We start from the raw sequence: 26,897 nt of genomic DNA, 5'->3' as shown, positions 1-26,897 counted from the left end.
GTGAAGGCAAGGGGGTAGAGGGTGGGGCCGGGGACTACGAACCCTCCCCGGCAGGGGTGCGGAGTATCAGGCGCCTGCGACCGTGCAGGAGGTCTTGACGGTGGCAACGGCGCTGTTGTCGCCGGCCTGGTAGCACAGGTCAAGACCCGCGTGGTTGACCTTGACTTCCGCGGACTCACGGCCCACCGGGACAGTCACGGTGACAGAGCCGTCAGCCTGTAGCGGAGAGCCCACGACATCCCAGGCCGAGTTGTCCGCTCGAAGCAGGGACACCGTCACGGGACCGGTCTGGTTGTGGGTCTGGACCTTGACGGTCCAAGCAGCCGCGGTGCCGTCGTTGGTCGTGGAGTTAGGAACGGTGACATCAGCGGCGAAGTTGTGGACCGGCGCCGGAGTGCCGTTCGTCCCAAGGATGTCGTCGTTGGTCAGGACGTAGCCAAGGGTGCCGTTGTAGTCGAGTGCGTCAATGGTGAGTTGGTACTGCTGGTTGTTGGTGCGCTGGAGCTGAATAGCTCCACGCTCCGAGACCATCGCGCGGGGGATCACCGAGCGGTACAGGATGTTGCCCTGGCTCCAGTCCACGACAAGGGAAATCTCAGTCAGGTCCGGCGAGCTGGACAGGTCAAGCCGGTAGTTACCGGTCGGCTGGCCGTCCTTGTCCTCGACTGCGATCCACTTTGCGCCGAAGAACAGCTCGGTCGTGAGCTGGTTGACCTCCTGGAGGGTCGCGGCCACCTGGAAGCTTGCGGACTGCACGTTGTAGAGGACCGGCACAGCTGACTGCCACACGGTCACGGGGTTGGTCTGGATGGCCGGAGTGATCGTCACGCCGTCCTCGGTCACGTAGCCGAACGCCTTGTAGCCGGCCGGCGCGGTGACACCGTCGCCCACCAGCTCGGGCAGCTTCGTACCGGTAGCCGAGCCGTCAGGGGCAGGGGCCATGTAGAGGCCGCCATGCGGAGCGAACCTGATCTTCTGGGGGTCGTTAGCCATAGGGAAACTCCTCAAGCGGGGAAACAAAAAAGGCGCCATGAAGGCGCCTTCGGTCCAGGTCTTTTGTGCCTGGTGGGGGTTACTTACTTTCTACGAGGAAGATGGCAACCTCCCCGCCGTACACGTGCTCCCGAGAATCCTCGTCGGGCAGGTACCGAGGAATCGAAATGTCATCCACGTCCAGAACCGTTACGCCCAAAAGGGTCCTTCCCGGCAGATCCTCAAGGAGGAATTCGCGTGTGAGCAGTGCGAGGCCGGCCGCTTTGGCGCGGTCCGTGTGGTACACGTCGTATTCGATGTCGACTCGGTCCAGCCGATCTCGAACCATGCGGTAACCTCCGCTGTGGTTGAGATAGATGGTGGTGTCGCCGACCTTGCGACCCACCAGGTCACCGGTCGGAGCGCCGTCCGGGATTTCGTGGAGGGAGTTGAGGTATTGGAAGAGGATGCCTATCGGATCGACCTTCATTCAATCCGCGTCCTCTCAAGTGCCTTCTTTAGGTATAGCCGGCCGGGATGCCGGCGGCCCTTCTTGTCCTTCCAGCCGAGTTCGAGCCGTACAGCATGGCGCACGTGGCTTTCAGCTTCCAGTACGACGTTCCCGTACCAGCCCCTTTCGTCCTCGGCCACGAATGCGTCAATGTTCTTCTTGATCTGGTTCCAGTTGCCCTTGGTGGCACTGGCCCTAGGTGCTTCCTTGATCGCGTTGTGAGTTACCTCGGCGGTCTTTGCCTCGACGAGTTCTCGGGCCTGAGGGGAACGGAGTACCTCGTACTCCCAGTTCACATCCAGTCGGAGCGTGAACTTGGACATCAGGGGATCGCCCTCCAAGCAAGAACACGGATGTGAGGGAGCTGTCGTTTCCGAAAGTCACCGGGTATCGAGTCCACGGTGTAGACCATGTCGCGTTCCCAGATTCGATCATTCGCGAGGATGTCAGCCGTTGGCGGAAGGAAGACCTTCACTCGCTCCGCCTCGGTCTCTGAGGCCGGAAGGCGCGAACCGCCCCGAGAAGATGGCTGCGTGATGGCCGGCTGGACAGAAGCCCAGCCGGACCACACGATGACAGCGGAATCCCAGTCACGGTGATTGGAGTAGGCATCCGCGACAATTGGCGCGCGATGCACTTCAACCCAATCCGACATATGACTCATAGGGTCTCCTCATTCTGGCGGGCAGTCGGGCTCACGAATGTTGATGGTCGCGGCCTTCAGCCGGTATTTGCTCAGGGAGTTCTTGGCTGCCTGAGACAACTCCTGATTGGAGGCAGCGACGCCGTACTGGGTCTCCATCTCGCCGGTTCTTTCTAGGACTACTCCCGGCGCGATGGACAACCAACGGATTACCTCGCCACACACGACCCCTTTGAAGGCGGCTGGCGGGTTGGTCCGATCCCACGTACCGGTGCAGTAGTCGGTGACGAGCGCGGTGGCGTCGTCCAGGAAGGCGAGCACTCGGGGCAGTTCGGTTGCGGTGAAGGACTGTCCCACGCGGGCCGACACGTCATCTGTGGTTGCCAATGACACGGGGGCCTCCTGGTGAGGTTTGGGTCTGAGTAACAGTTCGTCACTCTTCGTACGCAGCGCACGGGTTGCGCGCTACGGTGATTGAACGCTGGCACCAGTCAGCACTGGACCTCGACGCCTGGCGGCAACTACGACTGCCCGACGCCGCAGAGGAGCAAGATCCGTGATGATAAACGGTCCATAAACGAAGGTGGCCCCACGGAGCGGCAGGAAATGCCATCCGCCGTCTCCTAAGCATTCTTCCGAAACAGGTGATACTCATATGGATACGTAGAAGAGGATAGGAAATGTCGCTAGCACCAACAGTTCCACCACCACCACCATCCCATCCGTACAAGGTGTGGGCCGTGGCCATTGTATTCGTGGCGGCAGTAGCAATTGCAGCAGTTGCAGTGGCTATTTCGCTTGCGCTTCATGTGGCAGTTCTAGGTGTGATTGGGGCAGGGGCGCTGACTCTCGTCAGCGCGGCTACCGTGCTCCTTCAGGTCACTAGGGCGTTGGGACTCACCCTCTGAGCTGGGCCCCGGAGCGGCGGCTCCGGGGCTTGGCCAAGTCAGTAAATGGATCAGGCCACCACAGCAGCGTTGTGCGTGTTGATCTCAGCCTCGACGCCCTGCGCAATAAGAAGCTGCTCGGGACGCGTGATCTTCGCGTCATAGATGACACGGGACTTGATGGCCGAAGTGAAAGTCTCCTCCGGCTGATACGGGATCATCTCGGCGAAAGGCATTACCACCGAGACAGCCGCGGTCGAGCCCATGAAGATGTCAACGCTCTCGAACTTGAGGTTGCCCTTCTTGATGACGGGCGAAGTCGGCCGGGTGTGGTTACCAAGCGAGTTGGCAATCTGCACTGGTAGGCCGAGGATGGTGCCGATCTGGCCGGTGGCCACGACCGAGCCGCCGCCGCCGTGCTGGCTGGCGTCGATGAACTTCGGGTCACGAAGAAGCAGCGAACGCATCCGCGGCGAGACGAAGATCCATCGGTCCTGCGGAGCACTCCGGGTGTCCATCACCTCAAGCATCGAAACGACGTAGTCGTACACGGACAGAACCTCAGTGGCCGGACGGTTCACCTGAGCCGCCTGGACAGTGCTGATCGCACCGAGTTCCAGAGCAGGCAGGCCGGCAACTGCCGCGTTGCGGTCGGCCGCGCCGTTCAGGTCCTTGCCCTGTAGGCCGGCAAGCACGGTGAGCGCTACCAGCTCGTCAATGGCGAGGGCCGTAGCACGGGCCCGCTGGGCAACCAGGTTGCTCATCAGGTCGATGCCGCTCTTGGTCTGGAGCTGGTGAAGCGAGTCGATCTCAAGGTTGAAGCTCGACCCCTTGCCCACGGTCATCTTCATGTACTCAAGCTGAGCCCGGTCACGAGTACCGACAGTCCCGTACGCCTTCACGAGACCCTTGTCAGTCACGGTTCCGTCAACGAAGTGCGGGATTCGCACGACATCGCCCTCACGCTGGAACTGACCCTCGTAAGTGCGGTTGGTAAATGGAGACTGAGCAAGAACTAGGTTCTCCTCAATGTCCTGAATGGTCTGGGCTTCCCAGATCTCGGGAATGAATTGCCCGCCGGTAGCCTGCTGGAGCTGGCCGGCGCCCGCGTTGTTGCCGGGTGAGTTGTAAAATGCCATGGGATTACCTCACGTTTTTGTCAGGAGGTGCCTCGCAGAAGGAGATCGAGCTTTCCCGCCTTGCGGGCCTCGTTGATTTCCTTTGCGGACATGTTGGAAAGGTCCGTCTGGGAGAGCTGTCCGACAGCTCCAGATCCCTGACGGCCAAGGCCAATCCCCTGTGCGTAGGTAGGGGTCGTGGCCGGCTGGGGCAGCGAAGAGACGAAAGTCCCGATCAGCTCGGTGTTCACCGTGCCGTCAGCTCCGAGGAACTGGCCGATGTTGATGAACTGAGAATCGGGAAGGGTTACACCCTCGGTGGCCGCCTTGGCTCGTAGTTCGGCCTCGGCAAGCTTGCTGCCGTACTCGGAGAAAGCCGCATTACGCGCTTCCGTCTTGGCAGCCTCAAGAGCCTTGTCAGAGTCGGAGAGACCTGCTGCCTTAAGTGCATCGCGCTCAGCGGAGGCGTCCTCGTACCGCTTCTCATTGGTGCGGCTCATTGCCTTCCACTTGTCTACGTCAGCCTGTAGCGACTCGACGGTTGGACCGTTGGCCGGTGCAGTGACGGGGGTGACAGTGGGGGTGTTCTCTTCGGGCATGTTGATCCATCCATTTCGGATTTTGGGCATGAAAAAAGACCCACCATTTCGGTGAGCCTCAGAAACGGATGAAGGGATCAGCCCTTCACCGGGTCCACAGCCTTCCGGGCTGTGTTACCTGCATTGCCCTGGGACAGCTTGGAGGCTGCCTTCTGGGCTTGCTGGTCGTTCGTGTTCTGCTCGGAGAGCAGGGCGGGGTACTTCTTCGCCAGTTCCATTGCGGCCTTGGCGTCGTCCTCGCGCATACCGGCAAATCGTGCGATCTGCTGTGGTGTGTAACCCGCGTCCGACAAGAGCTGATCGGTTGGGACACCGATCATCTTGAGCTTGAGTAGAGCGTCTATGTGCTGGCTCTCGGTCCGGTTCTCCGGATCGCGCCAGATGACCTCAGCTCCCCAAGCCTCTTGGCGGGGATCTCCCATGACCTTGAAGCACAGGCGCATTACGCTTTCCCATGCTTCGCCGAAGTGGAGCATTCGCTCTCGGGTCTTGGCGATCAGACCGGCTTCCGCAGCCGTGATGGACTCGCCCGAGGGGACGGTTCCACCATTCAGGAAGTAGTGGAAGGGGATACGGGAAGTGCTCGCTAGGTGCTGGACAAGCATGTCCGTCAGCGAGACATAGTTGGAAAGATCCGCGGCCTCGAACTGACCGAACTTGACCTCGGCGTTCTCCGCCTGGAGCAGTTTGTCAATGGCAACCTTGAACGGCTCGATCGGCCGGCCGTCAGCGTCCTCGACGATCTCCAGCCCTGTGACCCACCGCTGAGGCCAGGCCGCAAACTCACTGGCAAGCAGGGCGTCACTGACGGTCTTATTGACTGCGTCCTGGAGCGGAATGACGTTCAGGAGGTCCGAGACCGGGTGGTCTACCAGACGACTGCGGTTGTTGAGGGGAACGATGGGAACCTGATCGAGCGGGTTCCGCATACCCTCGGGAGCCGCGCTGGCCCAGCCGAAGGTGCCCTGAGCGAAGACGTACACACGCCCGCCCCACCAGAGGGTTGCCCAGTCGCGGCCCCAGTCGTCAATGAAGAACTTGGCGCCGGCCTCGATGTCCCGGCGGCTGCCAGGCTTGTACTGGATTACGACGTGGTTGGCGGACTCCATGCTGATGGTCGGCTGGCCGTCGTTGGTGCCCCAGACGATCGCGTAGGCAGCGCCTTGCACCATGGCGTCAATATGCGAGGCGTTCGATTCGGAGTCCATGAAGTTTCTCTGCCAAATGTCCCGAGCATCCTTGTCCGCCTCCGGCTCCTCCGTCATTCGGAAACCGTCGATAGCAAGCCGCTCGTTGACAGAGTCGATGATCAGTCCGCAGAAGTTGTCCTGCCACCGTTCGAAGATCTGAGCAAACTGGCCCTTGTGGCGGGCCTGAGAGAACACAAGCTTCTGGTGCTGGCCGTCGTAGTACTGCGTGTACTGGCGGTACTTGTCCCTGTCCCATGCCAGCTTGCTGAATAGGAACTCGACCCACATCAGCGGGGTACTCGGAATAGATGCAACTACCGCGGTCTTGTCGTCTGCCATGTACTCACCAGCCCATCACTCTTGAGCGACGGACCTTCATGCGTCCATCTGCTATCGCGTCGGCCCTAGCCTCGAACGCGAGAATTGCGCAGACAGCAAGGTCGATCTTCCTTTTTGAACGGGGGGAATCCTTCTGAATGAGGAGACCTTGAGGGACCTCTCGGGTCACGGCTTGGAGCACATGACGCGAGAGGTCAGCATTGCCGTCGTGCGACAGGTCATTGACCGTGACCGCAGAACGAAATCTTTCGACTGCCTGAACCATGCGGGTCGGCTTGTTGGTCCAGAACTCGAACACGTAGTCAGTACCGGCCTTGGCTTGAGCAATAGCCCATCGGCCAAGTGCCTCCTGCCAGTAGGGCGGGTCTCCGTACATCCACTCGACCTTGTACGTCTTGAATGCATTGAGCACCGCGGCCTCGACCGCGAGAACGTCAACTTCCCAATCGAGCTTGGCGTGCTCCGGGCGCTCCCAGACACCGAGAACGAATAGTTTGCCGTCCCGCAAGCGGGCACCGACGAGCCCTGTCGCGTCACCTCGGATAGATCCGTCAAATCCCATTGCGATCTGGTCGCCAGGCTTGATGGGGTCTTCCTCGCTGAGGCAGGCATCCCATTCGACTTTGTTCATCCAGCCGTTAGACGACTCGGCAATCTGGTTGAAGTAGAACCGGCAGTACGTTGAGTCAGGGGTCGTACGGTCGAACAGGATCGTCCGTGTCAGACCGTCAATGTCAGCCCAAGTAGCGTCTCCGTACGCCTCTATGAGGGCCTTACGGACTTCCGCCTCATCCCGGATATCGTCAATGGAGATTGAGCCTTCAAGGCAGTCGTACAGCCAGATCCCCATGCGAACCATCTCTGATTCGTGGATCTGCTGGGCAACGCTGTCCTCGTTCGGGTTGTACGCGTTGGTGGTGGTCACCCAACGAGAGCCGGCCTTCGTCGTCTTCTCGACGTTGCGCTTGAGGACCTGATAGAAGTCGGGGCCACCGTTCGAGCCCACCCAGTGATGGACTTCATCCATGAGGACGAAAGTCGGGCGGTTGCCCTCATTGGTGCGGCCGGCTGTTGCCCTTGGCTTGATCGAACCAGGCTTGCCGGACTTGAACTGGATGGTGGTCTTACCGATCTCAAGGCCGTAGTGGGCCTCAGCGGGAGACTCCGAGAGCTGACCACGGATGAACTCCATGGTCTGATCCGTCTGGTCAAGCGCGGTAGCGCCGATCTGCACAACGGGCAGAGGCACAGGCTTGCCGACAGGCAGACCAAACGCATCGAAGTGCGAGAAGCGGCAGGGCCCCAGGAACTCCACGATTGCCAACGCGGCAAGGAGCGGTGTCTTGCCCCAGCCCTTCGAGCGGCGGAGTGTCGCAGCGGCGTACTTCCACGATCCGTCAGGATTGATGGCGTAGAACCAGAGGACGAAGCGCAGTTGCTCGGGGGTGAACTCCCAGGGTTGACCGGCCTTTTCGCCGTCCGGGGTGACGAGGTACTTCTTGGCCCAGCGAATGATCTGGTAGCCGAGGGTTTCCCTCGGGCTGGGGACTCCCGCAGGCAGGTTGCCGGTCTGCAAGGGCCCTCACCTCATTCATTCACTCAGTAGCTGGTACAGCTCCTCGTCCAGGTCGGGTTCGTCGGAGTCAGCGGGGGCCTGGCCCTCGATGTCGTCGGGCTCAGGCTCGAACTTCATGCGGAGGCGGGCGCGGTCCTCGACCGTGGCGCCCCACTTGGCGACCCTCATGCGGATCTCGGATGCCAACTTGAGGTCACCGAGGTAGAGGGCGTCCACGAGCTTCGTTGTCACCTCAAGCTCAGCCCAGTCGGTCTCCACCCAGGTGGCGGTCTGTGGGGCTGCGCTCCAGGTCTTCCAGAAGCGCTTCGCCCCCGCCGTGGTGATGCCGAGCGCCCGGGGGAGTTCCCGGCCGGGCTGTGCACCGGCAACCAGCTCGGTAGCGTGGGGGTGCGAGTTGCGCCGTACAGCGTTGTCCTTGGGTGCGGGTCCTCGGGTCACAGCCTCACCTGACTCATGTCGATCCCCCAGAACTCTCCGAGGTCTTCCAGCTCTACCAAGGCTTCCTGCCGCCAGCCATGCCGCTCCGCCGCCTTGCTCGGCCTGGTGGCCGGCACGGCTGGCACACAGAGGTCGTAGGGGCACTGCGGGCACGCACCGAAGCACGCGTGGGACATGGGATCTCCTGAATGAATGAATTAAGACGCCCAGTCGCAGGCGGCGAAGGTCAGCAAGTAGACTGGCGGGGCTGGCCCGATATGGCGTGGTTAGTAGGCCCCTCGGTGTTTTCATTTGCTTAGCAGAAGAAAACGGATTAACGACCGAGGGGCCGCCTCATGTGCGCTTCACACCGGATTTGAACCGGTAGCCTCCCGCTCGACAGGCGGACGCTCTGACCACTTGAGCTAGTGAAGCAAGGTAGGTCCACCGAGACTCGAACTCGGGACGCGGGGATTAAGAGTCCCCCGCTCTACCAACTGAGCTACGGACCTATGGGACCACCGGGACTCGAACCCGGACACTCCGGCTTATGAGGCCGGCGCTCTACCAATTAAGCTATGGGCCGGTGCCGACCCCAGGGTTCGAACCGGGGACCTCCGGGATTTCACTCCGGTGCTCTACCAACTGAGCTAGATCGGCGTGGAGCCTCAGACAGGAATTGAACCTGCAACCCACTGATTACGAAACAGTTGCTCTACCTAGTTGAGCTACCGAGGCATGTATCACGGCCGTGGCTGCGAGGCGCCACCCTCTAACCGCGGGCTCACTAGATGGCGCTAGGTCTCGCGCTTCCGTGACAAATGGTGTGCGTGGAGGCAGTACCTCGCTCGATAGTTACCCTTCCGGTCGTGTGCGCACACGGTGCCGGTACTCTTGCTATCTCAAACACTCGTGGACAATGTCGGATTCGAACCGCTCGGCCTCCATGCAAGGGAGGAATGCTTCCGTTACATCACATCGCCCGGGGTGACTGGTGGGAGTTGAACCCGCATCAACGGAGCCACATTCCGTTGCTCTGCCATTGAGCTACAGTCACAGTACCCAACCCCGGAATCGAACCGGGAGACTCCTGATCCTAAGTCAGGCGGCTTTGCCAATTTGCCTAGTCGGGCATGGTTAAGAGTCCCCAGCCGGATTTGAACCGGCGCTGTCACCTTGGCGGGGTGACGTGCATCCGCTACACCATGAGGACGTGGGGCCCGGCCGGCATCGAACCGGAGTCATGACCTATCCCCGGCCGGATCAGGGCCCTTGGTACCCCCAGCGGGAATTGAACCCGCGACTACAGGTTGAGAACCTGCTGAGTTGCCATTACTCCATGGGGACAAAGCAGAGGTGAGAGGAATCGAACCCCCATCAGCGGGTTTGGAAGCCGCAGTCTTGACCATTAGACGACACCCCAAAGGCGAGACGTTGCCGTCCCGCAGTTGGCCCGGTCGGACTCGAACCGACAACCCGCGGTTTGTAGGACCGCTGCTCTACCGAATTGAGCTACACGCCATTGATCGACACGGACCGGGGCGCTCTGCTGGACACCCGTCCACCCTCGGGTGGACGGGATTTACACGCTGCTGTCTCTCGTGCCCATGTCGAAGTCTGATTGGCAGGTCTCGAACCTACGGCCTCCGCATCCCAAATGCGGCGCTCTCCCCACTGAGCTACAACCAGCTATCGCAGGCGAGGGCTACGACAATCCCTCTTCAAGCCCCTAGCGAGGGGGCACCTGCGAACGTGCGTCCTGCCGGATTCAAACCGGCGTCGCCCCCGGGCAGGGGGAGTTCTGAGCCACTAAACTAAGGACACCATCCCTCCGTCCCCTGATCAGGGGGAGTTTCGGAATCTGCGGGTGCGACCCGCATGGTTTGCCTGACCGGACTTGAACCGGTGACACCGCGCGTATCAGGCGCGTGCTCTAACCAGACTGAGCTACAGGCAAAGCTCTCCGACCAGGATTCGAACCTGGAACCAACGCATTAACAGTGCGCTGCTCTGCCGCTTGAGCTATCAGAGATTAACGCGGGGGCCGCCTACTACGACCACACCCGAAGGTGTCCGAGCGGAGTAAGGGTTTCCGCAGGCATCCGCCGCTCCCCGCCAAGGATTCGAACCTCGTACCCCGGGTCCAGAGCCCAGCGTGTTGCCGATTACACCAACGGGGAATGATCACCGATCTTCGTGGTACGTCTTCCGCCGGTGGTGAGGCCGGCAGAGGGTCTGTAGGTTGTCCAGCTCCCAGGAACCGCCCTTGGCCACCGAGACGATGTGATCAACCTCCAGCTCGGTCCTGGTACCGCACTGAACACAGGCGAAGTGATCCCGGGCCAGCACCTTGGACCGGCGAGAGAGCCAGTCCCGGGGCCTGGTGGCGTTCCGGGCCGAGACCCGGTCCCAACTCTTCGCCACCTGGTGGCCGCCGCAGCGGCCATCCCGGACAGTCACGGAGGTACAACCGGCTCGCAGGCAGATTGACTTGGCTCTGGGCACCGTGTGACTCCGTCTCCGTCGTTTTGGGGGTCCTGGCTGGCTGCGTATCTGGCAGCCAGGACCCTCCTCAGAGGATCGGATCCTTGGATGTCTACTGTCATCAACAAGGAGATCAACTAAGAGGAAATTTATTTAGGTAGGAAATGACTACACTTCATGAACCACCTGAAGTTGCTTCAACCGTAAACATTTGTTCTTTTGGTTTCTGTTGGTGTTCTAACCTAGTCCTATGTGTCCTGAGGTAGGGCAAACGCCCTCCCCAACGACAAGTGAGACCTAGGTCACATCAAGGCCGAGTGCAAAATTCAGGAACGATCCCACTTGCTACAGGGGAGGTCGTACGGCTACTCTTGCCGCACGGATGTATGTACTCAGGCAGGGAAGGGGTCAGAGATGGCTACGCTCCCCAGTGACGCTGAACTCATGAAGGCGTACGCGCTCGGCAAGGGCAACGTTGAGATTGCTGACGCGTACGGAGTTACCCCCCAAGCGGTTCACTATCGGTTCGACAAGCTCGGCATCAAGCGCCGGCCGCTCACTACCCAAGCGAACGAACTGATTGGGAAAGTTTGGAAGATTGGGACAACTCCGGACACCATCGCCCATCACGGACTGAGTGCGATCCAGTACCTCCGTGTCTGGGTGAGGTACCGCCTGGGGGATGACACGCTCAGTTCCGCTCAACTCAACAACGCCATGAACTTCGGTCGGCGGCTCCAGCGCGATGGGACGGTGTTGCAGTATCGGTCCACGGACCCCAAGCCCTTCTCCTACGTGCCTCGACTGCCCGCAGACGGGCGACTGGTCGTCCGTTGGCCGAGCGGCCATCCCAAGCCGCCAGGGGCGGGGCTGGAGGCGCTGGAGCTCCCCAGTGATGTTGCTTGATCTGACTGGCATGTACGGCTGCACCACAACGAGGCCCGCCGGTATACCGGCGGGTCTTTGTTTGTCAAGATCCTTTGCTTAAAAATGGGGTTGTATCGTGCGTAAGTGATCTAGGTCTCACTTGTTATTAGGGAGACAGCCTCTCTGATGTGGGCTATTGTGGATCTCTGACCGCGTATTGATGCTCCACGCGCGGTGTACCAACAGGGGGGGACATGCACCAAGCCCTTAGCCTTTCCAGCCCGACCAAGGCAACTTCGGTGAAAGCCGAGATTGAAGCCAGCACCATTCTCAGCGTGAAAGTCACCTGCTGGGATGAACTCCTGATCATCCGTTACGTGGCCGAACCGGTCGGCAAATACCTCGACATCGTATTCGGGGACAACATGTCATGGGATGAGCAGGAGCAGCTTGTTGAGCTGTGCCGTGAGTTGGGCTGCGGGCTTGAAACACTTGAGGTCGAGCGAGAAGAGTTCAGCTACCCCCACCCCGATTTCCTCACAAGCAAGTCATTCATGTTCATCCGCATCTGCCCTAAGGTTGCCCTTTGAGTGATATAGCTACACAGCCGCGTTCCGTTTCCCAGACTCAGCAGTGGGAGGAGTGTGGGGAGCGGTTCAGGTTGCAGCGCATCGAGCGGGTGACCGCCCTGCCAGCCGCCTGGAGCCACCACGGCACGGCCTTTCACCATGCTGCGGAGCAGGTGGAGAGGTCGAACCGGGCCATGGGCGCGGATGAGGCCGTAGAGGCGTTCAGCGAGCGCTATGGCCTCCTGGTCAACGCGGCCTTGGACAAGGAGCCCAACACTGACCGCTGGCTGTCTGCGAGCGGCAGTGGCGGTGACGACATCGAGCGTCGGTACGTTCTGGGCCAGGAGCAGACCCGTCACTACGTGGAGTGGGTCAACGAGACCCAGCCCGAGGTCTGGACGACCCCGGACGATCAGCCGGCCCTTGAGCTGTACTTCATGGTCGAACTGGGGGGAGTCAAGGTCCGTGGCTACATCGACCAGCTCATCGCCGAGGACGAAGCTTCGGTGAGGGTGAGGGACCTCAAGACCGGGACCATGAAGTCCAAGTTCCAGCTTGAGACGTACAAGGTTGCGGTGACGCAGAAGTATGGCGTCACGGTCAACCGCGGTGACTGGTACCTGGCCAAGAACGGCGGCCTGTCCCGAGCGGTGAAGCTTGACGAGGTCACCGAGGAGCAGGTCGGAGAGCGTTTCGCCGCGATGGACGCGGGAGTCAAACGAGGGGACTTCGAGCCGAACCCAGGGTTCTCCTGCCGTTTCTGCGACATGAAGCATGCGTGCTCTTTTTCGACCTCAAAAACTTGATACTAGGGACACTCCACCGATCGAGTAGGTCAGCCCGCCGGGTGCGGGCTCTTTTTTGCCGGACAAACTTGCTACTAGGGAGATGCCATCTACAGCCTTACTCAGTCCGTGGGTCTCAAGGGTGCGGCCGGGGAGCCGATCCCCAACCCCTTCAACGGCCTCGCACGTCATGAAGTCGAGTTCCGAAGGGGGGAGTTCAGTCTCATCGCGGCCGGCCCGGGTACGGGCAAGTCTCTGCTGGCCCTGAATCTCGCGATGTACGGGAACCTGCCCTGCTTGTACTTCTCGGCCGACTCCGGGGCGGCTACTCAGATCACCCGGGCCACAGCGATCATCACGGGGGAGAACGTCAGGACCATCAAGCGCAAGCTGATCGCTGAGGACTTCGGGTCCTATCACGCACACCTCGGCAAGCGGTGGTGGGTCCGCTTCAACTTCGACGCTCGTCCCACGCCGAGGGATCTGGAGCGAGACCTTGCCTGCTACTTCGAGGTCTTCGGGTGCTTTCCGCATCTGATCGTGGTCGACAACATCACCAACGTGGACGGCGGGGCGGTAACCGATGCGGAGGGGTTCACCTTCGGCCTCGAAGCCATGTGCGACTACCTGAGCGAGATGGCCCGGGAGACCAAGGCCCATGTGACCGCTCTACACCATGTCGTTGGTGAGTTCTCGGACGGCCTCAAGCCCATTCCCCTGTCCGGCGTGAAGGGGAAGATCGGCCGCGTCCCGTCCCTGATCCTGACCATCCACAAAGAGATCGACGGCATGGACAGCCGGATTCTCAACGTGAGCCCGGTCAAGAATAGGGAAGGGTTCGAGGACTCCAGCGGAGAAACATTCTCCTCGTATGACTTCAACCGGGACAACATGCGCCTTACGGACCTTGACTCGCTCTCTGAGTTCTAGGTCACAGGCTTCACACTTGTTACTGGGGAGATCTCGGCGTAAGCTTAGAAACAGGAGGGCGGGGAAATGAACAACGGATACACGGTAGGGCTCGACTTCACGGAGATGGTTCCGGGTGTCAGCAAGGAAGAGACTTGGGTAAACGGGCGCGTCTCGTTGGTAGTGGAGATTACGAGCATTCGACTGCTCAATCTAAAGTCCCTACTGCGGGAGCTGTCGAAGCCCCGCAAGGGGATCAAGTCCGTGGCTATCTCGTTCGGAGGAGAAGTCAAGCTGATGTCCATCCAGGTTCTTCGAAACCTGGTAGCCGGCATGCACGACGCGAAGCAGATGCTTCGGCTGGAGACTGCTCTCCGGGGGGCGCGTGTCTGAGCCCCGTAAGGGCCAGCGGCGCTGTGTGAAGTGCGAGCGGAACAGGGCGGAACGGTTCTTCGCTCCTCGGGGCAAGACGTGTGCGGACTGCCGCAAGCAGTCTCGTAGCAAGACCACCCACGACCGCAGAGTCCAAGTCACCTACGGCCTGGGTCCGGGTGAGTACGAGGAGCTGTTCAACGCCCAGGGGCGCGTCTGTGCCATCTGCGGCCAGACGCGACGAACCCGGCTCGATGTCGACCACGACCACATCACGGGCCTTGTACGCGGGCTCTGCTGCCGCCTGTGCAACCGGAAGCTACTCCCCGCAGCGCGAAACAGCCCAACCGTTCTACGAAGCGCCGCTGGCTATCTAGAAGACCCGCCGGCCCTCAAGTTCCTCGGGCCGAGGTATCACATAGAGAATCGCGAGGAATAGGGAATGTCTCGTCTGACGATCAAGATGGACACGCGAGAGTGGATCGGCAACCGATCAACGAACCTCAGTGCCTATCGGCGCTACGACTTTCCCGTGACCGTCTACAGGGTAGGTCCGAACGGTGAGCGAACCCGTATGGAAGCCGTCAATCGCTGAGGTCTTCCAAGCCTATTACGGCCTGGACCTAGGGGGCCGGGACGGATGGCAGAAGGTCATGTGCCCACTTCATCCGGATTCCAACCCCAGTGCCTCGGTCAACACTCAGCGAAACCGCTGGTCTTGTTTCGTCTGCGACATCTCCGAAGATTCGTGGGACGTCATCATGAGGGAGGATGAGGTTGGCTTCCGAAAAGCCCAAGAATCTGCAAATGAAAGGTTCGGCGGAGGCCGCGAAGGCGTATCACAGTCAGTACAAGGGCAGCCCCGCCGAAGCCTACCTAGCCGCCCGCGGTTTGGGGGAAGTGTCGAACCGGTTCGGGATGGGGTACGTCGGTTCGGCTCTCACTGGGGATGAGCGCAGTACCGGGATGCTAGTCATTCCGTATCTACGCCCGGCCGGCGCAGAGTTCGTGGCAACCATCCGGTTCCGGTGCATCGCTGACGAGTGCGTGAAGGACGAGAACGGGGAGTACCTGGCCCCGACTCGCAGGGAAAACCACGTGGGGCACGGGAAGTACCAGAGCCTCCCGGGTGACCATCCCCGGATCTACAACACGGCCGCACTCATTGCGCCCAGTCCGTACATCGCCCTGAGCGAAGGCGAGTTCGACACTCAGGCGTCAGAACTGGCCGGCGTCCCCTGCGTGGGGAAGCAGGGCACGTCCGCTTGGCGGGACTACTTCTACCCGGCCCTGGTCGGGTTCGAGGTGGTGTTCATCATCGCTGACGGCGATGACCCAGGTATCAAGGCGGCCGACAAGATGGCGGCTGAGATGCCGAACGGCAAGGTAATCCTCCTTGGCGCTGACCACGACATCAATTCATTCGTTCACACCAAGGGCGTGGACGCGTACAGAAGGAAGCTTGGACTGTGACGAACCTTGAGATGTTGTTCATCGTGCTGGCCGGCGGCAAGAGCAAGTGGAATGACGGGGATCGCGTCCGAGTCGTAGCCGACGGCGACTGCTTCGGGCACGCCGGCACCGTCGAGCGACAGAACTACAGCGAGCAGACCCAGGCGACGGCCGTCTACTTCGACGGTGAGCCGAAGGGCATCCCCGCCTGGTTCGCCGACTACGAGCTTGAGGCCCTGGAGGAGGAGTGAGGGAACGCCCTTTTTTTCGGCCGAAACTTGCTACTGGGGACTCCAACCCAGTCAACCACCCGAGTCACTACACCTGGTTGCCGAACGGCTTCGAGGTGATCGACATGACGGAGCACCTGAACTTCAACCTAGGCAACGCCATCAAGTACATCGCCCGCGCTGGCCGTAAGAGCGAGGACGCGGTGCTGGATCTGGAAAAGGCGCAGTGGTACCTGGCCCGGGAAATCCAACGAATCAACAGTGGGGGATGAAATGACTCTTGCAGAACACGTGAAGGCAATCGAAGCGGCTATGCGGGCCGCTTTCGATGACGGATTCGCCTTCGATGACGGGGACTTCGGAACACCGTACCTAGATCTGAACAGTGCGGACGGGGCCGACTACGAGGCCATCACTATCCCTCAGTAGATGGTCGGTCCGGGAGGGGCGGAACATGCCGCCCCTCCCTTGTTTAGGGGGAAGGCTGAATTGAAACGCATCGTAGTGGTGTCGGACGTGCAGGCGCCTTTCGAGGACAAGAGGGCAGTCCGGAACGTCATTGAATTCATCGGTGACTACCAGCCGGACGAAGTCATTCAGATTGGTGACCTCGTCGACTACCCCACTCCGTCCCGCTGGCACACCGGGACAAAGATCGAGTTCGAGAACGGAGTGCTACGGGACTCCGAGTACACGAAAGCCAACTTCCTTGCCCCGCTGCGGGCCGTCTACGACGGGCCAGTTGGCGTGCTGGAAGGCAATCATGATGAGCGCCCGCGAAAGTACCTTGCGAGCCGTGCCCCGGCTCTGTCGGCAGAGGACACCCACTACCGGTTCGAAAACCTCCTGGACTTCAAGGGGTTCGGCATTACCAAGCTGGAGCCCTACTACCAGCCGGCCCCCGGCTGGGTTGCGATCCACGGCCACGAGTCGCCGGGCCTGAACAACGTGGCTGGCCGAACGGCTGCGGCAAAAGCCAAGAAGGCGGGGGTGTCTCTGGTGATGGGTCACACTCACCGGCTGGCCGTTTCCCCCGAGTCCACGGGGTTCGGGGGGAAGTTGAAGACGATCTACGGGTTTGAGGTCGGCCACCTGATGGACGTCAAGAAGGCCAGTTACCTCAAGGGTGGCCCAGCTAACTGGCAGAAGGGATTTGGGCTGCTCTACGCGGGGAAGTACGGCGCAACTCCTCAGGCCGTTCCGGTCGAGGACGACGGTTCCTTCGTCGTGGAAGGCAGGCGCTTTGGTGAGGTCAAACGAATCAACGGAAGGTTTGCAAAGTGACGGGGATGGACTGGGAGCGTGTCAACGACATTGCTCACAAGGTTTCGAGGGAGCTAGCCGCCCGATGGGAAGTCGTTGAGGCTGACGACGTTCACCAAGAGATTATGGTTCACATCGCCGAACAGGCCGAGTACATCGGACCGAAGTCTGGCGACGAGGAGTTCATCCGAAAGGTCTGCTGGAAGGCAGGCAAGAGTTACGCCTCAAAGGAGCAGAACTACCGGGACCTCACAGACGACCGGTACTACTACACGCCCGACGAGGCCCGGGGTGTTCTCAAGTCCTTCATCTACACCGATGAGGAGATCTCCTCCGTCATCGGCAGAGAAGACGACCTGAGTCGGTGCCGGATCACCGACAACATCACGTCGGCCAGAATCGACGCTTCGGCCGGCCTGCGAAAGCTCACCGACCGGTACCGGGAAGTTCTCATGCGCATTCACGTCTATGGCATACCGCCGAAGAACGACGCCGAGCGCAAGATGTGCAACCGGGCTGTGGATGCCCTGGCCATCGCCATGAACCGCAACCATCGGAAGGGGAGTTGGAATGATCGAAACGCGTAAGCAGTACACGCGCAAAGTCGGCGTAGACAAGCAAGTCACGATTGACGTGGTCTACGACGATTGCGACACGTCGAAGACGTATGTGCACATCGCCGACGACACTGGTTCCTACGAATTCCTCCTTTCCTCTCCAGATTTGAAGCCCCTTGTGGACTTCCTCAACGAGGCGATGTTCGCCAAGCTGCCGACTCTTCCCCCCTTCTAAGGAGACACATACCGCATGGCTGTTTTCTCCACTGACACCGCACGCATTGTGTATGAACGGACCTACCGCCGAGAGAAGCCCAACGGCGAACTTGAGACATGGCCCGAGACGGTGCGCCGCGTGGTCGATGGCAACCTCAAGTTGGTGCCGGCCCGGTACATCGAGCTGGGCGAGCGTGACGCTCTGGTCGCCCTGATCGAGTCGTTCAAGGCGCTGCCTGCTGGTCGCCACCTCAAGAGTTCAGGTGTGAACGACTACGCCCTGAACAACTGCTGGGCCGCCGGGTGGGACGCGGCCAGCCCCGCGGAACACTTCACCTTCACGCTGCTGCGGCTTGCGGAGGGTGGCGGTGTCGGCTCGAACTACAGCAACAGCTATCTCCGCGACTTCCCCGAGGTCGAGAACGCGGTTCGCGTCCACATCGTGTGCGATCCAGACCACCCCGACTACGAGGACATGAAGGCCGCGGGCCTCCTCAGCTCGGAGTACGCGCACACCTGGTTCGGCGCCTTCGGCGTGGAGGACTCCAGGGACGGTTGGGCCTCAGCCCTCGGTGACCTGATCACCACGGCCCACGATCCGCGTACCCAGCACGAGGACCGGGTGTACGACGTGACCCGCGTCCGACGGAAGGGTGCTCCGCTGCGGGCCTTCGGTGGCACAGCCAGCGGGCCGGCACCCTTTGCCCAGATGCTCATCCGGGTGGGGTGGATTTTGACCCAGGCGGCGCCCTTCCCTCTGTCTGGCGTGGATGCCATGGAGATTGACCACGAGATCGCCCAGTGCATCGTGTCCGGCGGCGTCCGCCGCTCCGCCCGCATGTCGATCATGCATTGGGCTGACGCCCAGATCGAAGACTTCCTGTACTCCAAGCAGGACATGTCTAAGCACTGGACCACCAACCTCAGCGTGGAGGTGGACACCGAGTTCATCGCCTACGCGACCGGCCAGGAGACCAAGGAGAGCTGGAAGGCCGCACAGGCCCAAATGGTCCTGGGCAAGCTGGCCCAAGGCGCTCTGCGCAACGGCGAGCCGGGCTTCTGGAACAGCAGTCTGACGGCTGACGGCGAAGTCGACGGCACCTTCACTACGAACCCCTGCGGCGAAGCAACGCTGACTCCGTGGGAGCCGTGCAACCTTGGCAGCGTGAACCTCGGTGCCTTCGTAGACATCTCGGGGGTGGTGGACTACGAGGCACTTCACGAAGCTCACCGGCTGATGACGCGGTACCTGATCCGCGGCACGTTCGCGGCCGTCGCCGACACGAAGTCTGCCGATGCCATCGCCAGGTATCGCCGGATCGGTGTCGGCCACTTCGGTTTCGCTGACTACCTCGCCAAGCAGGGGATCAGGTACGCCGACGCCCCGACTGACCGAGGCGTCATCTTGGACCTGGTGGAGCTGGCGGTGATCGTGGACCAGGCGTCCGCAGAGTACGCCAACGAGCTACGGATTCCCCGGCCAATCAAGACACGGGTCATCGCCCCCACCGGGACGATTTCCAAGTTGGCCGGCGCCTCGGGAGAAGGTATCCACGCGCCGTTCGCGGACTACTTCGTCCGCCGTCTCCGCTTCTCCATGCTGGAGCCGGGGGAGGTGGAGCAGGTCGAGGAGTACCGGGCTAAGGGCTACGAGGTGGAGCCGTGCATGTACGCGGCCAACACCATGGTTGTCTCAATCCCCACCATGGACCCGTTGGTCAGTCAGGTACTGGACGACGAGTACGTACAGCACACCGGACAGCTCGACCTTCGGGACATGCTGTCTGTCCAGGCTCTCTATCAGGAGTACTGGGCGGACCAAGCCGTCTCGTATACGGCCTCGGTGGACCCCGCCAAGTACACCGTGGAGCAGGTAGCGGAAGCCCTTCTCGACTACATGCCGGTCCTCAAGGGGTCCACCATCTTTCCGGAGATGAGCCGGGACCAAGCTCCATATGAGCGTATCTCCAAGGATGTGTACCTGGAGAAGGCATTTGCTCTCGGAATCAACGTGACCGACACCTCTTACGAGGAATTCTGTGCACGCGGTGGATGCCCCGTGTGATTTGTTTCACCACGCCACCACTTGTTACTAGGGCGAAATGCTGTCACACTGATTAACAGAGGGAAGGAAGCACGGATGACTTACCCCGACCCGTTCGATTCTCGTTCTCCATGGGATGAGCCCGAGAAGACCCCGACTGCCCTGGAGGCGCCTGTGACCACCCCCACCGTTGAGAGCACCCTGCTTGGCCCGGCTCCATTCGTCATCGGTTTCACCCTCAAGGCGGGAAACGGATTCGATGCCGAGTGGCTGACTCCGAGGGTCTACGGCCATAGCGCCGAGGAGACTGCCCAGCGCGGTGCCGAGCTGCTGACCGCGATGAAGAGCGTCGGCCTGATCGACCTGACCGCGAAGGCGGCCGAGTACACCCGGACCCAGTACAAGGGCGGCTCTGCTGCGGCTGGCTCGGCCCCCAAGCGGTTCGAAAACGGCAAGGTGACCACCAAGTCAACTCCGGCCGGCGAGGCAGACGACTGCGAGCACGGCCGCAAGCTGGTCGAGAAGAGCGACTGGGCGGCCCTGTTCTGCCAGGCCCGTGAGAAGTCGGACCAGTGCGAACCCCTGTGGCGCCAGAAGGACGGCTCCTACAAGGCCAAGTAAGCCCTTTTTTTCAGGTGAAACTTGCTACTAGGGGCCAGGCTTCGGCCTGGCCCCCGTCCAACAGGAGGGATTCCCCTGAACCCCGACCACGCACAAGTAATCGGCATGGAGGGCGGAGCGGTCGACCTTCAATGCCTACTTTGTGGCGCCCTGATCGCTACAGGTGGGTGCGGCTGCTGCCTCGGCAACGAAGTGACCATCACTGATTTGATTCAAGCTACGCGCGATCACCTCTGCGAGGTGGGCCTTTAATTCACGTATGACCCGGGGGAGGTGCCCATGATCGACCTTGAATGCAAAATCAAGAATCAGATAGTCAAGATCCACGTCTGCGAGACGACTTGGGACCTGGGCCCGTTCATCGACTTCGTAGAAACCAACCCTGTCATGGGGTTCGACACGGAGACCACCGGTCTTGATTGGTGGAACGCGGACCGGGGGTTCCGAATCCGCCTCGCACAGTTCGGCAACGCCACCGAGGCTTGGGTGCTCCCGGTTGAGATCAACCCCGAGTTCGGCGAAGCCGTCAAGTGGGCACTGCGGTACGCACAACGCCTTGTAGCGCACAATGGCACGTTCGATCAGCATGTGGTCGAGTCCACCCTTGGCGTCACGCTGGAAGAGCTTGCGCCCAAGATGCTGGACACCAAAATTTCAGCCCACCTCGTTGACCCTCGGCAGGTCAAGGAGGCCGGTCCGGGGCTCAAGCTGGAAGAGCTGGTCAAGTTCTACATTGACCGGACCCTGGCCGAAGAGGTCAAGGGATCCATGACCAAAATAGCCAAGCGCTACAAGGTCAAGAAGGAAGAGATCTGGCCAACTGTCGAGACGTTCGACCGCGAGTATCTGCTGTACGCGGGCATGGACCCGATTTTCGCCTTCCGGCTGTTCCGCATCACCTTTCCGAAGATCCCGGCCCGTTCCCGGCAGAGGGGTCTGTTCGCATGGGAACACCGCTTGGCGCACGTCACGGCCAGGATGGAGCGGGCCGGCTACCTGGTGGACGTCGAGTACGTAGAGGCTCGGATCGCCGAGCTGAAAATCGAAGAGTCCAAATGGATGGCGGTTGTCCGCTCCTTCGGCATTGAACTTCTGGGATCTGGTGCTCAGATCGTGGAAGCCTTCGCCAGGGAGGGTATTCGGCTCACCGAGAAGACAGCCAAAGGCGTAATCAAGACCGGTGAGGAGATCCTTGCCAAGATTGATCACCCGCTGGCCGATGCGATTCTGAAAGCCAAATCCGCGACGAAGAAGCGGAAGACGTGGTTTGAGAACATCATCAACGGGATGGACTCGCAGAACCGCATCCATCCTTCGGTGAACCCTCTTCAGGCCAGAACTGCGCGCTGGACTATCAACGGGAGCTTGGCAGCTCAGACCCTTCCGGCCGGCACCGGATACGTCCGATCGTCCTGCCTGGCAGAAATTGAGCACGTCTCGGCTTCCATCGACTTCGGAAACATGGAACTCCGCGTACTGGCTGCGGCATCCGGTGACCCGACGATGTTGGACGCCTTCTACCACGACAAGGATCTGCACAACCTTACGGCTATAGCGGCCTTCGGGCCAATGCCTGAAGGAGTCGAGAAGCACCCCAAGCGAAAGGCTGGGAAGGGAACGAACTTCACGGTCTGCTTTGGCGGAGGCTGGAACGCCGTGTCTACCCAATGGGACATCCCCGAGGACGACGCCAAGAAGGCCGTGAAGGCTTTCTGGGAGGCGTACCCCGGCACCAAGACCTTGTCGAACAGGCTCATGGATGAGGCCAGGCGGACCGGCTACATCTACACGGCCACCGGCCGACGCCTGCCGGTGGACAAGGATCGCCCGTACGCGGCCCTGAACTACTACATCCAGTCATCGGCCCGGGACATCACCGCTCGGGCAGTGCTACTTCTCGACGCCGCTGGGTTCACTCCTCATATGCGTCTGGTCATTCACGACGAAATTGTCTTCAGCTTCCCGAAAGAACGCGCAGCGGAACTGACCGAGCAAGCCGCCCAGATCATGGAATTCACCTTCAAGGGTTTGCTCGTGCCTGCTGACGGTGAGATCGGTAAGCGTTCGTGGGGGTCAATATTGGACCTGGAGGAATCGAAGCACTGATGGATGAAGAGTACGACGACGCGGACGGGCCTCTGGACTGTGAATGGTGCGAACAAAACGATGCTAACGGGCTATACGACCTAGATGGCGCTGAAACCGGCATGTGTTTCGAGTGCGCAGAGGACAACGACGCAAAGAGGGTGCTGTGATGGACGAGGGATTCGAAGAGATGATCCAGGGCCTCAATCAGGATTTCAATGACGCACTGACGAAACAGCGGGCACAGGCGGCTGTACTCGTAGCCCAGGTTGCCGGCCTTGTCTACACACAAGCGATCGTCAACGGTGTACCGGCCGATCTCGCCAAAACCTTTGCGGCTGAGTACTGGACGCTTGAGATTTCCCCTATTCCGTTCGAGAACGATGAGGGCGACGACGAATGATCGAATCCGAAGAGGACTACGTTGCATCCCTCCGTCTCCTGAAACTGTGCTTCCGGCCGGAACTGGAGGTCTTGGCGGCTGACCTGGTGATCGACCTACTCACTTTCATCAGTCAGGTAGCCACGCGTGACGCCGTACACAAGGTTCGCCCGCAGCCAGAGCCGCCGAAGTGCTGCGATGCATGCTTTTGGACCTGGGAGGCGCTGAACGACGCAGCCGAGGAGATCGAAAAGGGGGCAGCGTGAGAGCGGAGCATGTACCCACCAGCGTTACCCAGACGGTCTACAGCATCCCGGACTGGTTGGGCCTACCAGCCCTGAGTCAGAACCAGCTTGCCGAGATAGTTGCCGTGGCATGGGACGCCATCGCTCACTGTCTGGCCGAGGAGATCCGATCGGAGATCGCTTCTCTCAAGCTGAACGGGGTGCTGGAGCCGGATCGGGACTGGGCAGCCTCAGCGGCTGCTGATCACATAGATCCCGAGGTGCCGCCGTTCTGAGCCGTCCACGCTGGGATGACTGGGCACTCGGGATAGCCGACGCCGTAGCAACTCGGGGGGACTGCACCCGGTCTCAGGTCGGGGCGGTCCTGCTGGACACGAAACACCGCGTGGTCATGACCGGCTACAACGGCACGGTGCCGGGCAAGGCCGGCTGCCTTGAAGGCTTCTGTCCTCGGGGTCGGCTGACCTACGACCAAATACCGGCCGGGGCCGACTACGGCAACTGCGTAGCACTGCATGCCGAAGAGAATTTGTTGATCCACGCGCGCCGGGAGGACTTGGCAGGGGGAACGGTCTACGTCACCCGAGCACCCTGCTACCGGTGTTTGCCTCGTCTTGAGGCGGCAGGAGTGCACCGCATCGTTTGGAGAACCGAAACCGGCATGGAAGCCAAGATCCTGAGCTGGGACGAGTAGGAAAGACGACGACAGCAGGGCCGGTGGGACATCCTCACCGGCCCTTTTCCATGGGGGAAACGTGAGCAAGGAGAGGGTCGCAACCGCCGGCCTGGTACTCCCAGCACTGATCGCGCTGGCGATGAGCGCTAACACCAGCTACCGCTACGTCGGGGGCCATCTGGGCATTACCGACACCACAGAGCGAGGCGTTCTCACCGGAGTCGCAGAACTGGCCGTGGTCGCCCTGGTACTGCATGCCTGGGCTACTCGAACCAAGGCTTCACTTCTGTTCAGCTACGGCCTGGTCGCCCTACAAGCGATCCCCGCGTTCTCGGTTTCAGGAGGCGGGGGAGGCATCATGCGGGTAGCACTCGGGCCGGGCCTGGCCGGCGTCCTGCTGCACTTCCTTCTGTCGTTGGACGCTCTCCACGAGACGAAGGCGGATGGGCTTCTCAAGCGGGCCTGGGTCGAGATCCGGGAGCGGATGGTTTCACGGCTCGGCCTGGGCACGCGGGGCGCGGACTCCGCGGCTATCGCTCGGAATCGTGCAACTGACAGGGCTGTACGCCTTGCTGATGAGCTGTCTCGGGTTACCTCGAACCGGAAGGCAGCGCGTCTGTCCTTGCGACTCTCCAAGGCCGTGGACGCCGCACAGCACGGCCTTGAAGGGCCTGAGGCCGTCAAGGCTGAGGCCCACCTTGTGGAGCGGTTGAAGCGGCGCAAGAGTGTCGCCGGCCTAGCGTCCATCGACGGTGACCATGAGTGGGGTGTGCTGCCCGATGGGCCGGCCCCCATGTTCCCGGTGCCCGACTCGGCCGCAGATTCCTACTGGGAACCGCCGCTGTCGGCTCTGCCTGTCTCGTCGGCTATCCGACTGGTGATTTCCCGCCAGCCCGAGATGAGTCACGCGGAGGTGGTCCAGGTGCTCATGCAGAACGGAGTCGAGACCCATGCAGCGTACGTATCCAGCATCCGCAGCAAGGACAAGGCCAAGCAGGCGGCTCCTGTCGATTTGACGCCCTACCGATCCGCTTCCTTTTGAGCGCCCCCGGCGGAGACGCCGGGCCAAAGTGCGCAACCGATCCGGCGGGTACCGCCGTTGAGCCTGGTTGGTGAACTGATGAGAATATTCGTATACCGAGTCAGCTCCAATGGAGAGCGCGAGCTGATCACGATCAAGGAACGCTAAGCAGGAACCCCCCGCGCCGAGAGGCGCGGGGGGTTCCTCTTGTTATAGGCGCTTCTTGAAGTAGTCGTCCCGCACCACCAGGCGTGTCTTCACGTCGTCAGGTATCAGCAGGTCCGCATGTTCCGCGTAGACCACGAACGTGATGCCGGCCCGAACCAGATCGTCTTCCATCTGGTCCATGCCCATGGTCGCCCAGTGCTCCCCGTAGGTCACACCCTTGGATTTGTACTCCCACCGGTCTTGGGTGGTGTCAGGGTCGATCGCCGACAGCTCGGCACCGAGCTGCTGAAGCGTCTCTGTCGCCTGCCTCTGGATGAAGCCGCCCACTGCGAACGACCCCCCAGGTTCGAGGCCATCCATGTAGTGCTTGATCGACGCCTCAAGGTCACTGACCCGTGCCAGGTTCTCCGCACCACGGGTGTACTGGCGGTGGATGACTTCGTAGTCACCCAACTGCTCAAGGACGGTATCGGCGAGGCTGGCGTACACAGCGTCAGCGTCCGGGTGAGTGGGGCCGCCGCACGGTTCCCGCGTGTAGGACGAGCAACGCAGAGTGTTGTACACGTCGATCTTGCCGGATTTGCGCTTTTTCCGGGTGGTGTGCTTGTACATGTTCTCGCCACAGTGGCCGTGCTTCACGACACCGAGGAAGCGGGACAGTTTCTTCTTGGACTCACGGCTACCGTGCTTGCTGTTGTGCGCGTGGATCGCCTGCATCTCGTTGAACTCGTCGTCAGTGAAGATTGGCGGGGCAAGCTGCAAGGGCTTGCCGTCGGTGCCGTAGACGATGCGCGAGATGTCCTTGCTCTTGGCCTTGGGGGGCCGGATCGTCCGCACACCTTTCAGGGCCGGGTTCGTCAGGATTGACATCAGGTTGCGCGCATACCACTTGCCGCCGCTCGGCGCGGGTATGCCAGCGCGGTTCACTATCTGGGTGATCCGGTACATGGACCTGCCGCGCTTGAGCATGGCGAAGATCCAGCGGAGAACTCTGACCTTCTGTGGGTCCTGGACGAGCCTGCGGCCCTGTGGGGTTTCCTCGGTGGTGTAGCCGTAGACCGGCTTGCCGATGAGCCAACGTTCGGTGGTGCGGGCGTACTTCCACAGCGACTCAAGACGAACGCCGGTGTTCGCGGCCTCAATGCGGGCCATACCCGCAATCATCGTGACCATCATTTCGCCGTAGGCGCTGTCAAGGTCGATGGGGTCCTTGTCGGCCGCAAGAACCTTGCTGTACTCCTTGCACCACTCGATCATCAGGTGCAGATCGGAGATGCGCCGGACGAAGCGATCCAGCTTCCAGAACAGAATCTGGTCGAACTCGGGCGCGCGGTTGTTGATCCAATCGCCCAGCTCTGGACGCTTCCACGGCGGGACCTTGGTGGCGCTGACGTTCAGGTCCCGTGCGACACCGACGACACGGCAACCACGGTTTAGAGCGAACCGGTAGAGGTCGAGTTCCTGCCGGATCGGGGACGTGGTTTCGTCGGTCAGCACTGACAGGCGGATGGATAGCAACGCCCTGGGGGCCTCGGCGGGCAGCGCCGCCATGCGCCGCATGAGGTCATCAAGCTCTGTGCGCTCGGCTACGGACCATTCCAGGCCGAGAACGGGATACCCCGGGTTGTCTTCAAGCAAGACCGCGGCCTCGCTCTGGGACTCCTGTTCGAACATTGTCGAATCCTAACCGTTGGTTCCA

31 protein-coding genes, 16 tRNA genes and 1 pseudogene are annotated in these 26,897 nt (G+C 61.0%); 21 read left to right on the top strand and 27 right to left on the bottom strand.

Annotation, left to right across the window (positions count from 1 at the left end):
* Positions 1-66: 66 nt before the first annotated feature.
* The 26 genes from O3X23_RS06510 to O3X23_RS44095 all read right to left on the bottom strand — a co-directional run bounded on the left by O3X23_RS06510 (position 67) and on the right by O3X23_RS44095 (position 10,601).
* Complete coding sequence (locus O3X23_RS06510; protein ID WP_269270166.1) at positions 67-993, bottom strand: phage tail tube protein; 927 nt, start codon at positions 991-993, stop codon at positions 67-69.
* Between the two features lie 79 nt (positions 994-1,072).
* Entirely contained in the window at positions 1,073-1,462 is a 390-nt protein-coding gene (locus O3X23_RS06505) for a hypothetical protein (RefSeq protein WP_269270165.1), read from the bottom strand.
* Complete coding sequence (locus tag O3X23_RS06500) at positions 1,459-1,806, bottom strand: hypothetical protein (RefSeq protein WP_269270164.1); 348 nt, start codon at positions 1,804-1,806, stop codon at positions 1,459-1,461. Before O3X23_RS06500 ends, O3X23_RS06505 begins: the two co-directional genes overlap by 4 nt.
* Positions 1,807-2,156: 350 nt before the next feature.
* Positions 2,157-2,519, bottom strand: a complete 363-nt coding sequence (locus O3X23_RS06495) for a hypothetical protein (RefSeq protein WP_269270163.1) — start codon at positions 2,517-2,519, stop codon at positions 2,157-2,159.
* Positions 2,520-3,084: 565 nt separating this feature from the next.
* Complete coding sequence (locus O3X23_RS06490; RefSeq protein ID WP_269270162.1) at positions 3,085-4,152, bottom strand: hypothetical protein; 1,068 nt, start codon at positions 4,150-4,152, stop codon at positions 3,085-3,087.
* A gap of 20 nt (positions 4,153-4,172) precedes the next feature.
* Positions 4,173-4,730, bottom strand: coding sequence for a hypothetical protein (locus tag O3X23_RS06485; RefSeq protein ID WP_269270161.1), 558 nt, complete (start codon positions 4,728-4,730; stop codon positions 4,173-4,175).
* Between the two features lie 77 nt (positions 4,731-4,807).
* The gene (locus O3X23_RS06480; protein WP_269270160.1) at positions 4,808-6,259 is read right to left on the bottom strand and encodes a phage portal protein; all 1,452 of its coding nucleotides are present in this window, start codon (positions 6,257-6,259) and stop codon (positions 4,808-4,810) included.
* Positions 6,260-6,263: 4 nt separating this feature from the next.
* On the bottom strand, positions 6,264-7,835 hold the full coding sequence (locus tag O3X23_RS06475; protein ID WP_269270159.1) for a terminase large subunit: 1,572 nt from the start codon (positions 7,833-7,835) through the stop codon (positions 6,264-6,266).
* A 15-nt stretch (positions 7,836-7,850) separates the two neighbouring features.
* Positions 7,851-8,273, bottom strand: a complete 423-nt coding sequence (locus O3X23_RS06470; RefSeq protein ID WP_269270158.1) for a phage terminase small subunit — start codon at positions 8,271-8,273, stop codon at positions 7,851-7,853.
* A gap of 340 nt (positions 8,274-8,613) precedes the next feature.
* Positions 8,614-8,687 (bottom strand) — tRNA-Asp (locus tag O3X23_RS06465).
* Positions 8,688-8,691: 4 nt separating this feature from the next.
* A tRNA-Lys gene (locus O3X23_RS06460) sits at positions 8,692-8,764 on the bottom strand.
* Between the two features lies 1 nt (position 8,765).
* Positions 8,766-8,837 (bottom strand) — tRNA-Met (locus O3X23_RS06455).
* A 2-nt stretch (positions 8,838-8,839) separates the two neighbouring features.
* Positions 8,840-8,912 (bottom strand) — tRNA-Phe (locus O3X23_RS06450).
* A 1-nt stretch (position 8,913) separates the two neighbouring features.
* Positions 8,914-8,990: transfer RNA gene (locus tag O3X23_RS06445), tRNA-Thr, on the bottom strand.
* Positions 8,991-9,238: 248 nt separating this feature from the next.
* Positions 9,239-9,309, bottom strand: a tRNA-His gene (locus tag O3X23_RS06440).
* Positions 9,310-9,311: 2 nt separating this feature from the next.
* Positions 9,312-9,385: transfer RNA gene (locus O3X23_RS06435), tRNA-Leu, on the bottom strand.
* Positions 9,386-9,394: 9 nt separating this feature from the next.
* A tRNA-Gly gene (locus O3X23_RS06430) sits at positions 9,395-9,465 on the bottom strand.
* A 60-nt stretch (positions 9,466-9,525) separates the two neighbouring features.
* Positions 9,526-9,599, bottom strand: a tRNA-Glu gene (locus tag O3X23_RS06425).
* A 4-nt stretch (positions 9,600-9,603) separates the two neighbouring features.
* Positions 9,604-9,674 (bottom strand) — tRNA-Trp (locus O3X23_RS06420).
* A gap of 26 nt (positions 9,675-9,700) precedes the next feature.
* A tRNA-Val gene (locus O3X23_RS06415) sits at positions 9,701-9,774 on the bottom strand.
* A gap of 94 nt (positions 9,775-9,868) precedes the next feature.
* Positions 9,869-9,941 (bottom strand) — tRNA-Pro (locus O3X23_RS06410).
* A 64-nt stretch (positions 9,942-10,005) separates the two neighbouring features.
* Positions 10,006-10,076: transfer RNA gene (locus tag O3X23_RS06405), tRNA-Gly, on the bottom strand.
* A gap of 55 nt (positions 10,077-10,131) precedes the next feature.
* Positions 10,132-10,209 (bottom strand) — tRNA-Ile (locus O3X23_RS06400).
* Between the two features lie 2 nt (positions 10,210-10,211).
* Positions 10,212-10,284, bottom strand: a tRNA-Asn gene (locus O3X23_RS06395).
* A 76-nt stretch (positions 10,285-10,360) separates the two neighbouring features.
* Positions 10,361-10,432 (bottom strand) — tRNA-Gln (locus tag O3X23_RS06390).
* Between the two features lie 4 nt (positions 10,433-10,436).
* The gene (locus tag O3X23_RS44095) at positions 10,437-10,601 is read right to left on the bottom strand and encodes an HNH endonuclease (protein WP_443047786.1); all 165 of its coding nucleotides are present in this window, start codon (positions 10,599-10,601) and stop codon (positions 10,437-10,439) included.
* 549 nt (positions 10,602-11,150) lie between these two features.
* On the opposite strand from O3X23_RS44095, the gene O3X23_RS06385 reads away from it, so the two are divergent.
* From O3X23_RS06385 to O3X23_RS06290, 21 genes and pseudogenes are all read left to right on the top strand, one after another.
* Positions 11,151-11,642 (top strand): hypothetical protein, encoded by a 492-nt coding sequence (locus tag O3X23_RS06385; protein WP_269270157.1) that lies wholly within the window; start codon positions 11,151-11,153, stop codon positions 11,640-11,642.
* 215 nt (positions 11,643-11,857) lie between these two features.
* A complete protein-coding gene (locus O3X23_RS06380) occupies positions 11,858-12,193 on the top strand; it encodes a hypothetical protein (protein ID WP_269270156.1) in 336 nt (111 codons plus the stop codon).
* Positions 12,190-12,978 (top strand): RecB family exonuclease, encoded by a 789-nt coding sequence (locus O3X23_RS06375; protein WP_269270155.1) that lies wholly within the window; start codon positions 12,190-12,192, stop codon positions 12,976-12,978. Before O3X23_RS06380 ends, O3X23_RS06375 begins: the two co-directional genes overlap by 4 nt.
* A 108-nt stretch (positions 12,979-13,086) precedes the next feature.
* A complete protein-coding gene (locus tag O3X23_RS06370; protein ID WP_269270154.1) occupies positions 13,087-13,887 on the top strand; it encodes an AAA family ATPase in 801 nt (266 codons plus the stop codon).
* 66 nt (positions 13,888-13,953) lie between these two features.
* Positions 13,954-14,259: a hypothetical protein gene (locus tag O3X23_RS06365; protein ID WP_269270153.1), complete on the top strand. Its 306-nt coding sequence runs from the start codon at positions 13,954-13,956 to the stop codon at positions 14,257-14,259.
* Complete coding sequence (locus tag O3X23_RS06360) at positions 14,252-14,677, top strand: endonuclease domain-containing protein (RefSeq protein ID WP_331283881.1); 426 nt, start codon at positions 14,252-14,254, stop codon at positions 14,675-14,677. The genes O3X23_RS06365 and O3X23_RS06360 overlap by 8 nt, the downstream gene beginning before the upstream one ends.
* Positions 14,678-14,798: 121 nt before the next feature.
* Positions 14,799-14,996: pseudogene (locus O3X23_RS44090) on the top strand (CHC2 zinc finger domain-containing protein); the annotation flags it as partial.
* Positions 14,997-15,015: 19 nt separating this feature from the next.
* Positions 15,016-15,711, top strand: coding sequence for a topoisomerase (locus O3X23_RS06355; protein WP_269270152.1), 696 nt, complete (start codon positions 15,016-15,018; stop codon positions 15,709-15,711).
* Positions 15,708-15,941: a hypothetical protein gene (locus tag O3X23_RS06350; protein WP_269270151.1), complete on the top strand. Its 234-nt coding sequence runs from the start codon at positions 15,708-15,710 to the stop codon at positions 15,939-15,941. The genes O3X23_RS06355 and O3X23_RS06350 overlap by 4 nt, the downstream gene beginning before the upstream one ends.
* Positions 15,938-16,192: a DUF3310 domain-containing protein gene (locus tag O3X23_RS06345; protein ID WP_269270150.1), complete on the top strand. Its 255-nt coding sequence runs from the start codon at positions 15,938-15,940 to the stop codon at positions 16,190-16,192. The genes O3X23_RS06350 and O3X23_RS06345 overlap by 4 nt, the downstream gene beginning before the upstream one ends.
* Before the next feature lie 217 nt (positions 16,193-16,409).
* Entirely contained in the window at positions 16,410-17,204 is a 795-nt protein-coding gene (locus O3X23_RS06340; RefSeq protein ID WP_269270149.1) for a metallophosphoesterase, read from the top strand.
* Positions 17,205-17,209: 5 nt separating this feature from the next.
* A complete protein-coding gene (locus O3X23_RS06335) occupies positions 17,210-17,770 on the top strand; it encodes a hypothetical protein (protein ID WP_269270370.1) in 561 nt (186 codons plus the stop codon).
* On the top strand, positions 17,754-17,975 hold the full coding sequence (locus tag O3X23_RS06330; RefSeq protein ID WP_269270148.1) for a hypothetical protein: 222 nt from the start codon (positions 17,754-17,756) through the stop codon (positions 17,973-17,975). The genes O3X23_RS06335 and O3X23_RS06330 overlap by 17 nt, the downstream gene beginning before the upstream one ends.
* Positions 17,976-17,990: 15 nt before the next feature.
* Positions 17,991-20,021, top strand: coding sequence for a ribonucleoside-triphosphate reductase, adenosylcobalamin-dependent (nrdJ, locus tag O3X23_RS06325; RefSeq protein WP_269270147.1), 2,031 nt, complete (start codon positions 17,991-17,993; stop codon positions 20,019-20,021).
* A gap of 75 nt (positions 20,022-20,096) precedes the next feature.
* Positions 20,097-20,621: a hypothetical protein gene (locus O3X23_RS06320; RefSeq protein ID WP_443047780.1), complete on the top strand. Its 525-nt coding sequence runs from the start codon at positions 20,097-20,099 to the stop codon at positions 20,619-20,621.
* Positions 20,622-20,900: 279 nt separating this feature from the next.
* A complete protein-coding gene (locus O3X23_RS06315) occupies positions 20,901-22,727 on the top strand; it encodes a DNA polymerase (protein ID WP_269270144.1) in 1,827 nt (608 codons plus the stop codon).
* A 148-nt stretch (positions 22,728-22,875) separates the two neighbouring features.
* Positions 22,876-23,109: a hypothetical protein gene (locus O3X23_RS06310; RefSeq protein WP_269270143.1), complete on the top strand. Its 234-nt coding sequence runs from the start codon at positions 22,876-22,878 to the stop codon at positions 23,107-23,109.
* Entirely contained in the window at positions 23,106-23,354 is a 249-nt protein-coding gene (locus O3X23_RS06305) for a hypothetical protein (protein ID WP_269270142.1), read from the top strand. Before O3X23_RS06310 ends, O3X23_RS06305 begins: the two co-directional genes overlap by 4 nt.
* Positions 23,351-23,608, top strand: coding sequence for a hypothetical protein (locus tag O3X23_RS06300; protein WP_269270141.1), 258 nt, complete (start codon positions 23,351-23,353; stop codon positions 23,606-23,608). Before O3X23_RS06305 ends, O3X23_RS06300 begins: the two co-directional genes overlap by 4 nt.
* Positions 23,605-24,027 carry a deoxycytidylate deaminase gene (locus tag O3X23_RS06295; protein ID WP_269270369.1) on the top strand — a complete coding sequence of 141 codons (423 nt, stop codon included), beginning with the start codon at positions 23,605-23,607 and terminating at the stop codon, positions 24,025-24,027. The genes O3X23_RS06300 and O3X23_RS06295 overlap by 4 nt, the downstream gene beginning before the upstream one ends.
* Before the next feature lie 61 nt (positions 24,028-24,088).
* The gene (locus tag O3X23_RS06290; protein ID WP_269270140.1) at positions 24,089-25,051 is read left to right on the top strand and encodes a hypothetical protein; all 963 of its coding nucleotides are present in this window, start codon (positions 24,089-24,091) and stop codon (positions 25,049-25,051) included.
* Between the two features lie 189 nt (positions 25,052-25,240).
* Here the strand turns inward: O3X23_RS06290 and O3X23_RS06285 are convergent, their stop codons facing one another.
* A complete protein-coding gene (locus O3X23_RS06285) occupies positions 25,241-26,872 on the bottom strand; it encodes a recombinase family protein (protein WP_269270139.1) in 1,632 nt (543 codons plus the stop codon).
* Positions 26,873-26,897: the final 25 nt, after the last annotated feature.

Origin of the sequence: Streptomyces sp. H39-S7 (genome assembly GCF_027158205.1) — a bacterium.
Taxonomy (GTDB): Bacteria; Actinomycetota; Actinomycetes; order Streptomycetales; family Streptomycetaceae; genus Actinacidiphila.
The sequence above is the reverse complement of the archived record's forward strand: the minus strand, read 5'-3'. Positions and strand labels throughout refer to the sequence as shown.

Coding starts and splice junctions, on each gene's coding strand:
- O3X23_RS06285 (WP_269270139.1), bottom strand. CDS start 26,872: ATGTTCGAACAGGAGTCCCAGAGCGAGGCCGCGGTCTTGCTTGAAGAC.
- O3X23_RS06365 (WP_269270153.1), top strand. CDS start 13,954: ATGAACAACGGATACACGGTAGGGCTCGACTTCACGGAGATGGTTCCG.
- O3X23_RS06485 (WP_269270161.1), bottom strand. CDS start 4,730: ATGCCCGAAGAGAACACCCCCACTGTCACCCCCGTCACTGCACCGGCC.
- O3X23_RS06385 (WP_269270157.1), top strand. CDS start 11,151: ATGGCTACGCTCCCCAGTGACGCTGAACTCATGAAGGCGTACGCGCTC.
- O3X23_RS06315 (WP_269270144.1), top strand. CDS start 20,901: ATGATCGACCTTGAATGCAAAATCAAGAATCAGATAGTCAAGATCCAC.
- O3X23_RS06305 (WP_269270142.1), top strand. CDS start 23,106: ATGATCGAATCCGAAGAGGACTACGTTGCATCCCTCCGTCTCCTGAAA.
- O3X23_RS06320 (WP_443047780.1), top strand. CDS start 20,097: ATGACTTACCCCGACCCGTTCGATTCTCGTTCTCCATGGGATGAGCCC.
- O3X23_RS06330 (WP_269270148.1), top strand. CDS start 17,754: ATGATCGAAACGCGTAAGCAGTACACGCGCAAAGTCGGCGTAGACAAG.
- O3X23_RS06380 (WP_269270156.1), top strand. CDS start 11,858: ATGCACCAAGCCCTTAGCCTTTCCAGCCCGACCAAGGCAACTTCGGTG.
- O3X23_RS06500 (WP_269270164.1), bottom strand. CDS start 1,806: ATGTCCAAGTTCACGCTCCGACTGGATGTGAACTGGGAGTACGAGGTA.
- nrdJ (WP_269270147.1), top strand. CDS start 17,991: ATGGCTGTTTTCTCCACTGACACCGCACGCATTGTGTATGAACGGACC.
- O3X23_RS06510 (WP_269270166.1), bottom strand. CDS start 993: ATGGCTAACGACCCCCAGAAGATCAGGTTCGCTCCGCATGGCGGCCTC.
- O3X23_RS06310 (WP_269270143.1), top strand. CDS start 22,876: ATGGACGAGGGATTCGAAGAGATGATCCAGGGCCTCAATCAGGATTTC.
- O3X23_RS06490 (WP_269270162.1), bottom strand. CDS start 4,152: ATGGCATTTTACAACTCACCCGGCAACAACGCGGGCGCCGGCCAGCTC.
- O3X23_RS06335 (WP_269270370.1), top strand. CDS start 17,210: ATGGACTGGGAGCGTGTCAACGACATTGCTCACAAGGTTTCGAGGGAG.
- O3X23_RS06505 (WP_269270165.1), bottom strand. CDS start 1,462: ATGAAGGTCGATCCGATAGGCATCCTCTTCCAATACCTCAACTCCCTC.
- O3X23_RS06480 (WP_269270160.1), bottom strand. CDS start 6,259: ATGGCAGACGACAAGACCGCGGTAGTTGCATCTATTCCGAGTACCCCG.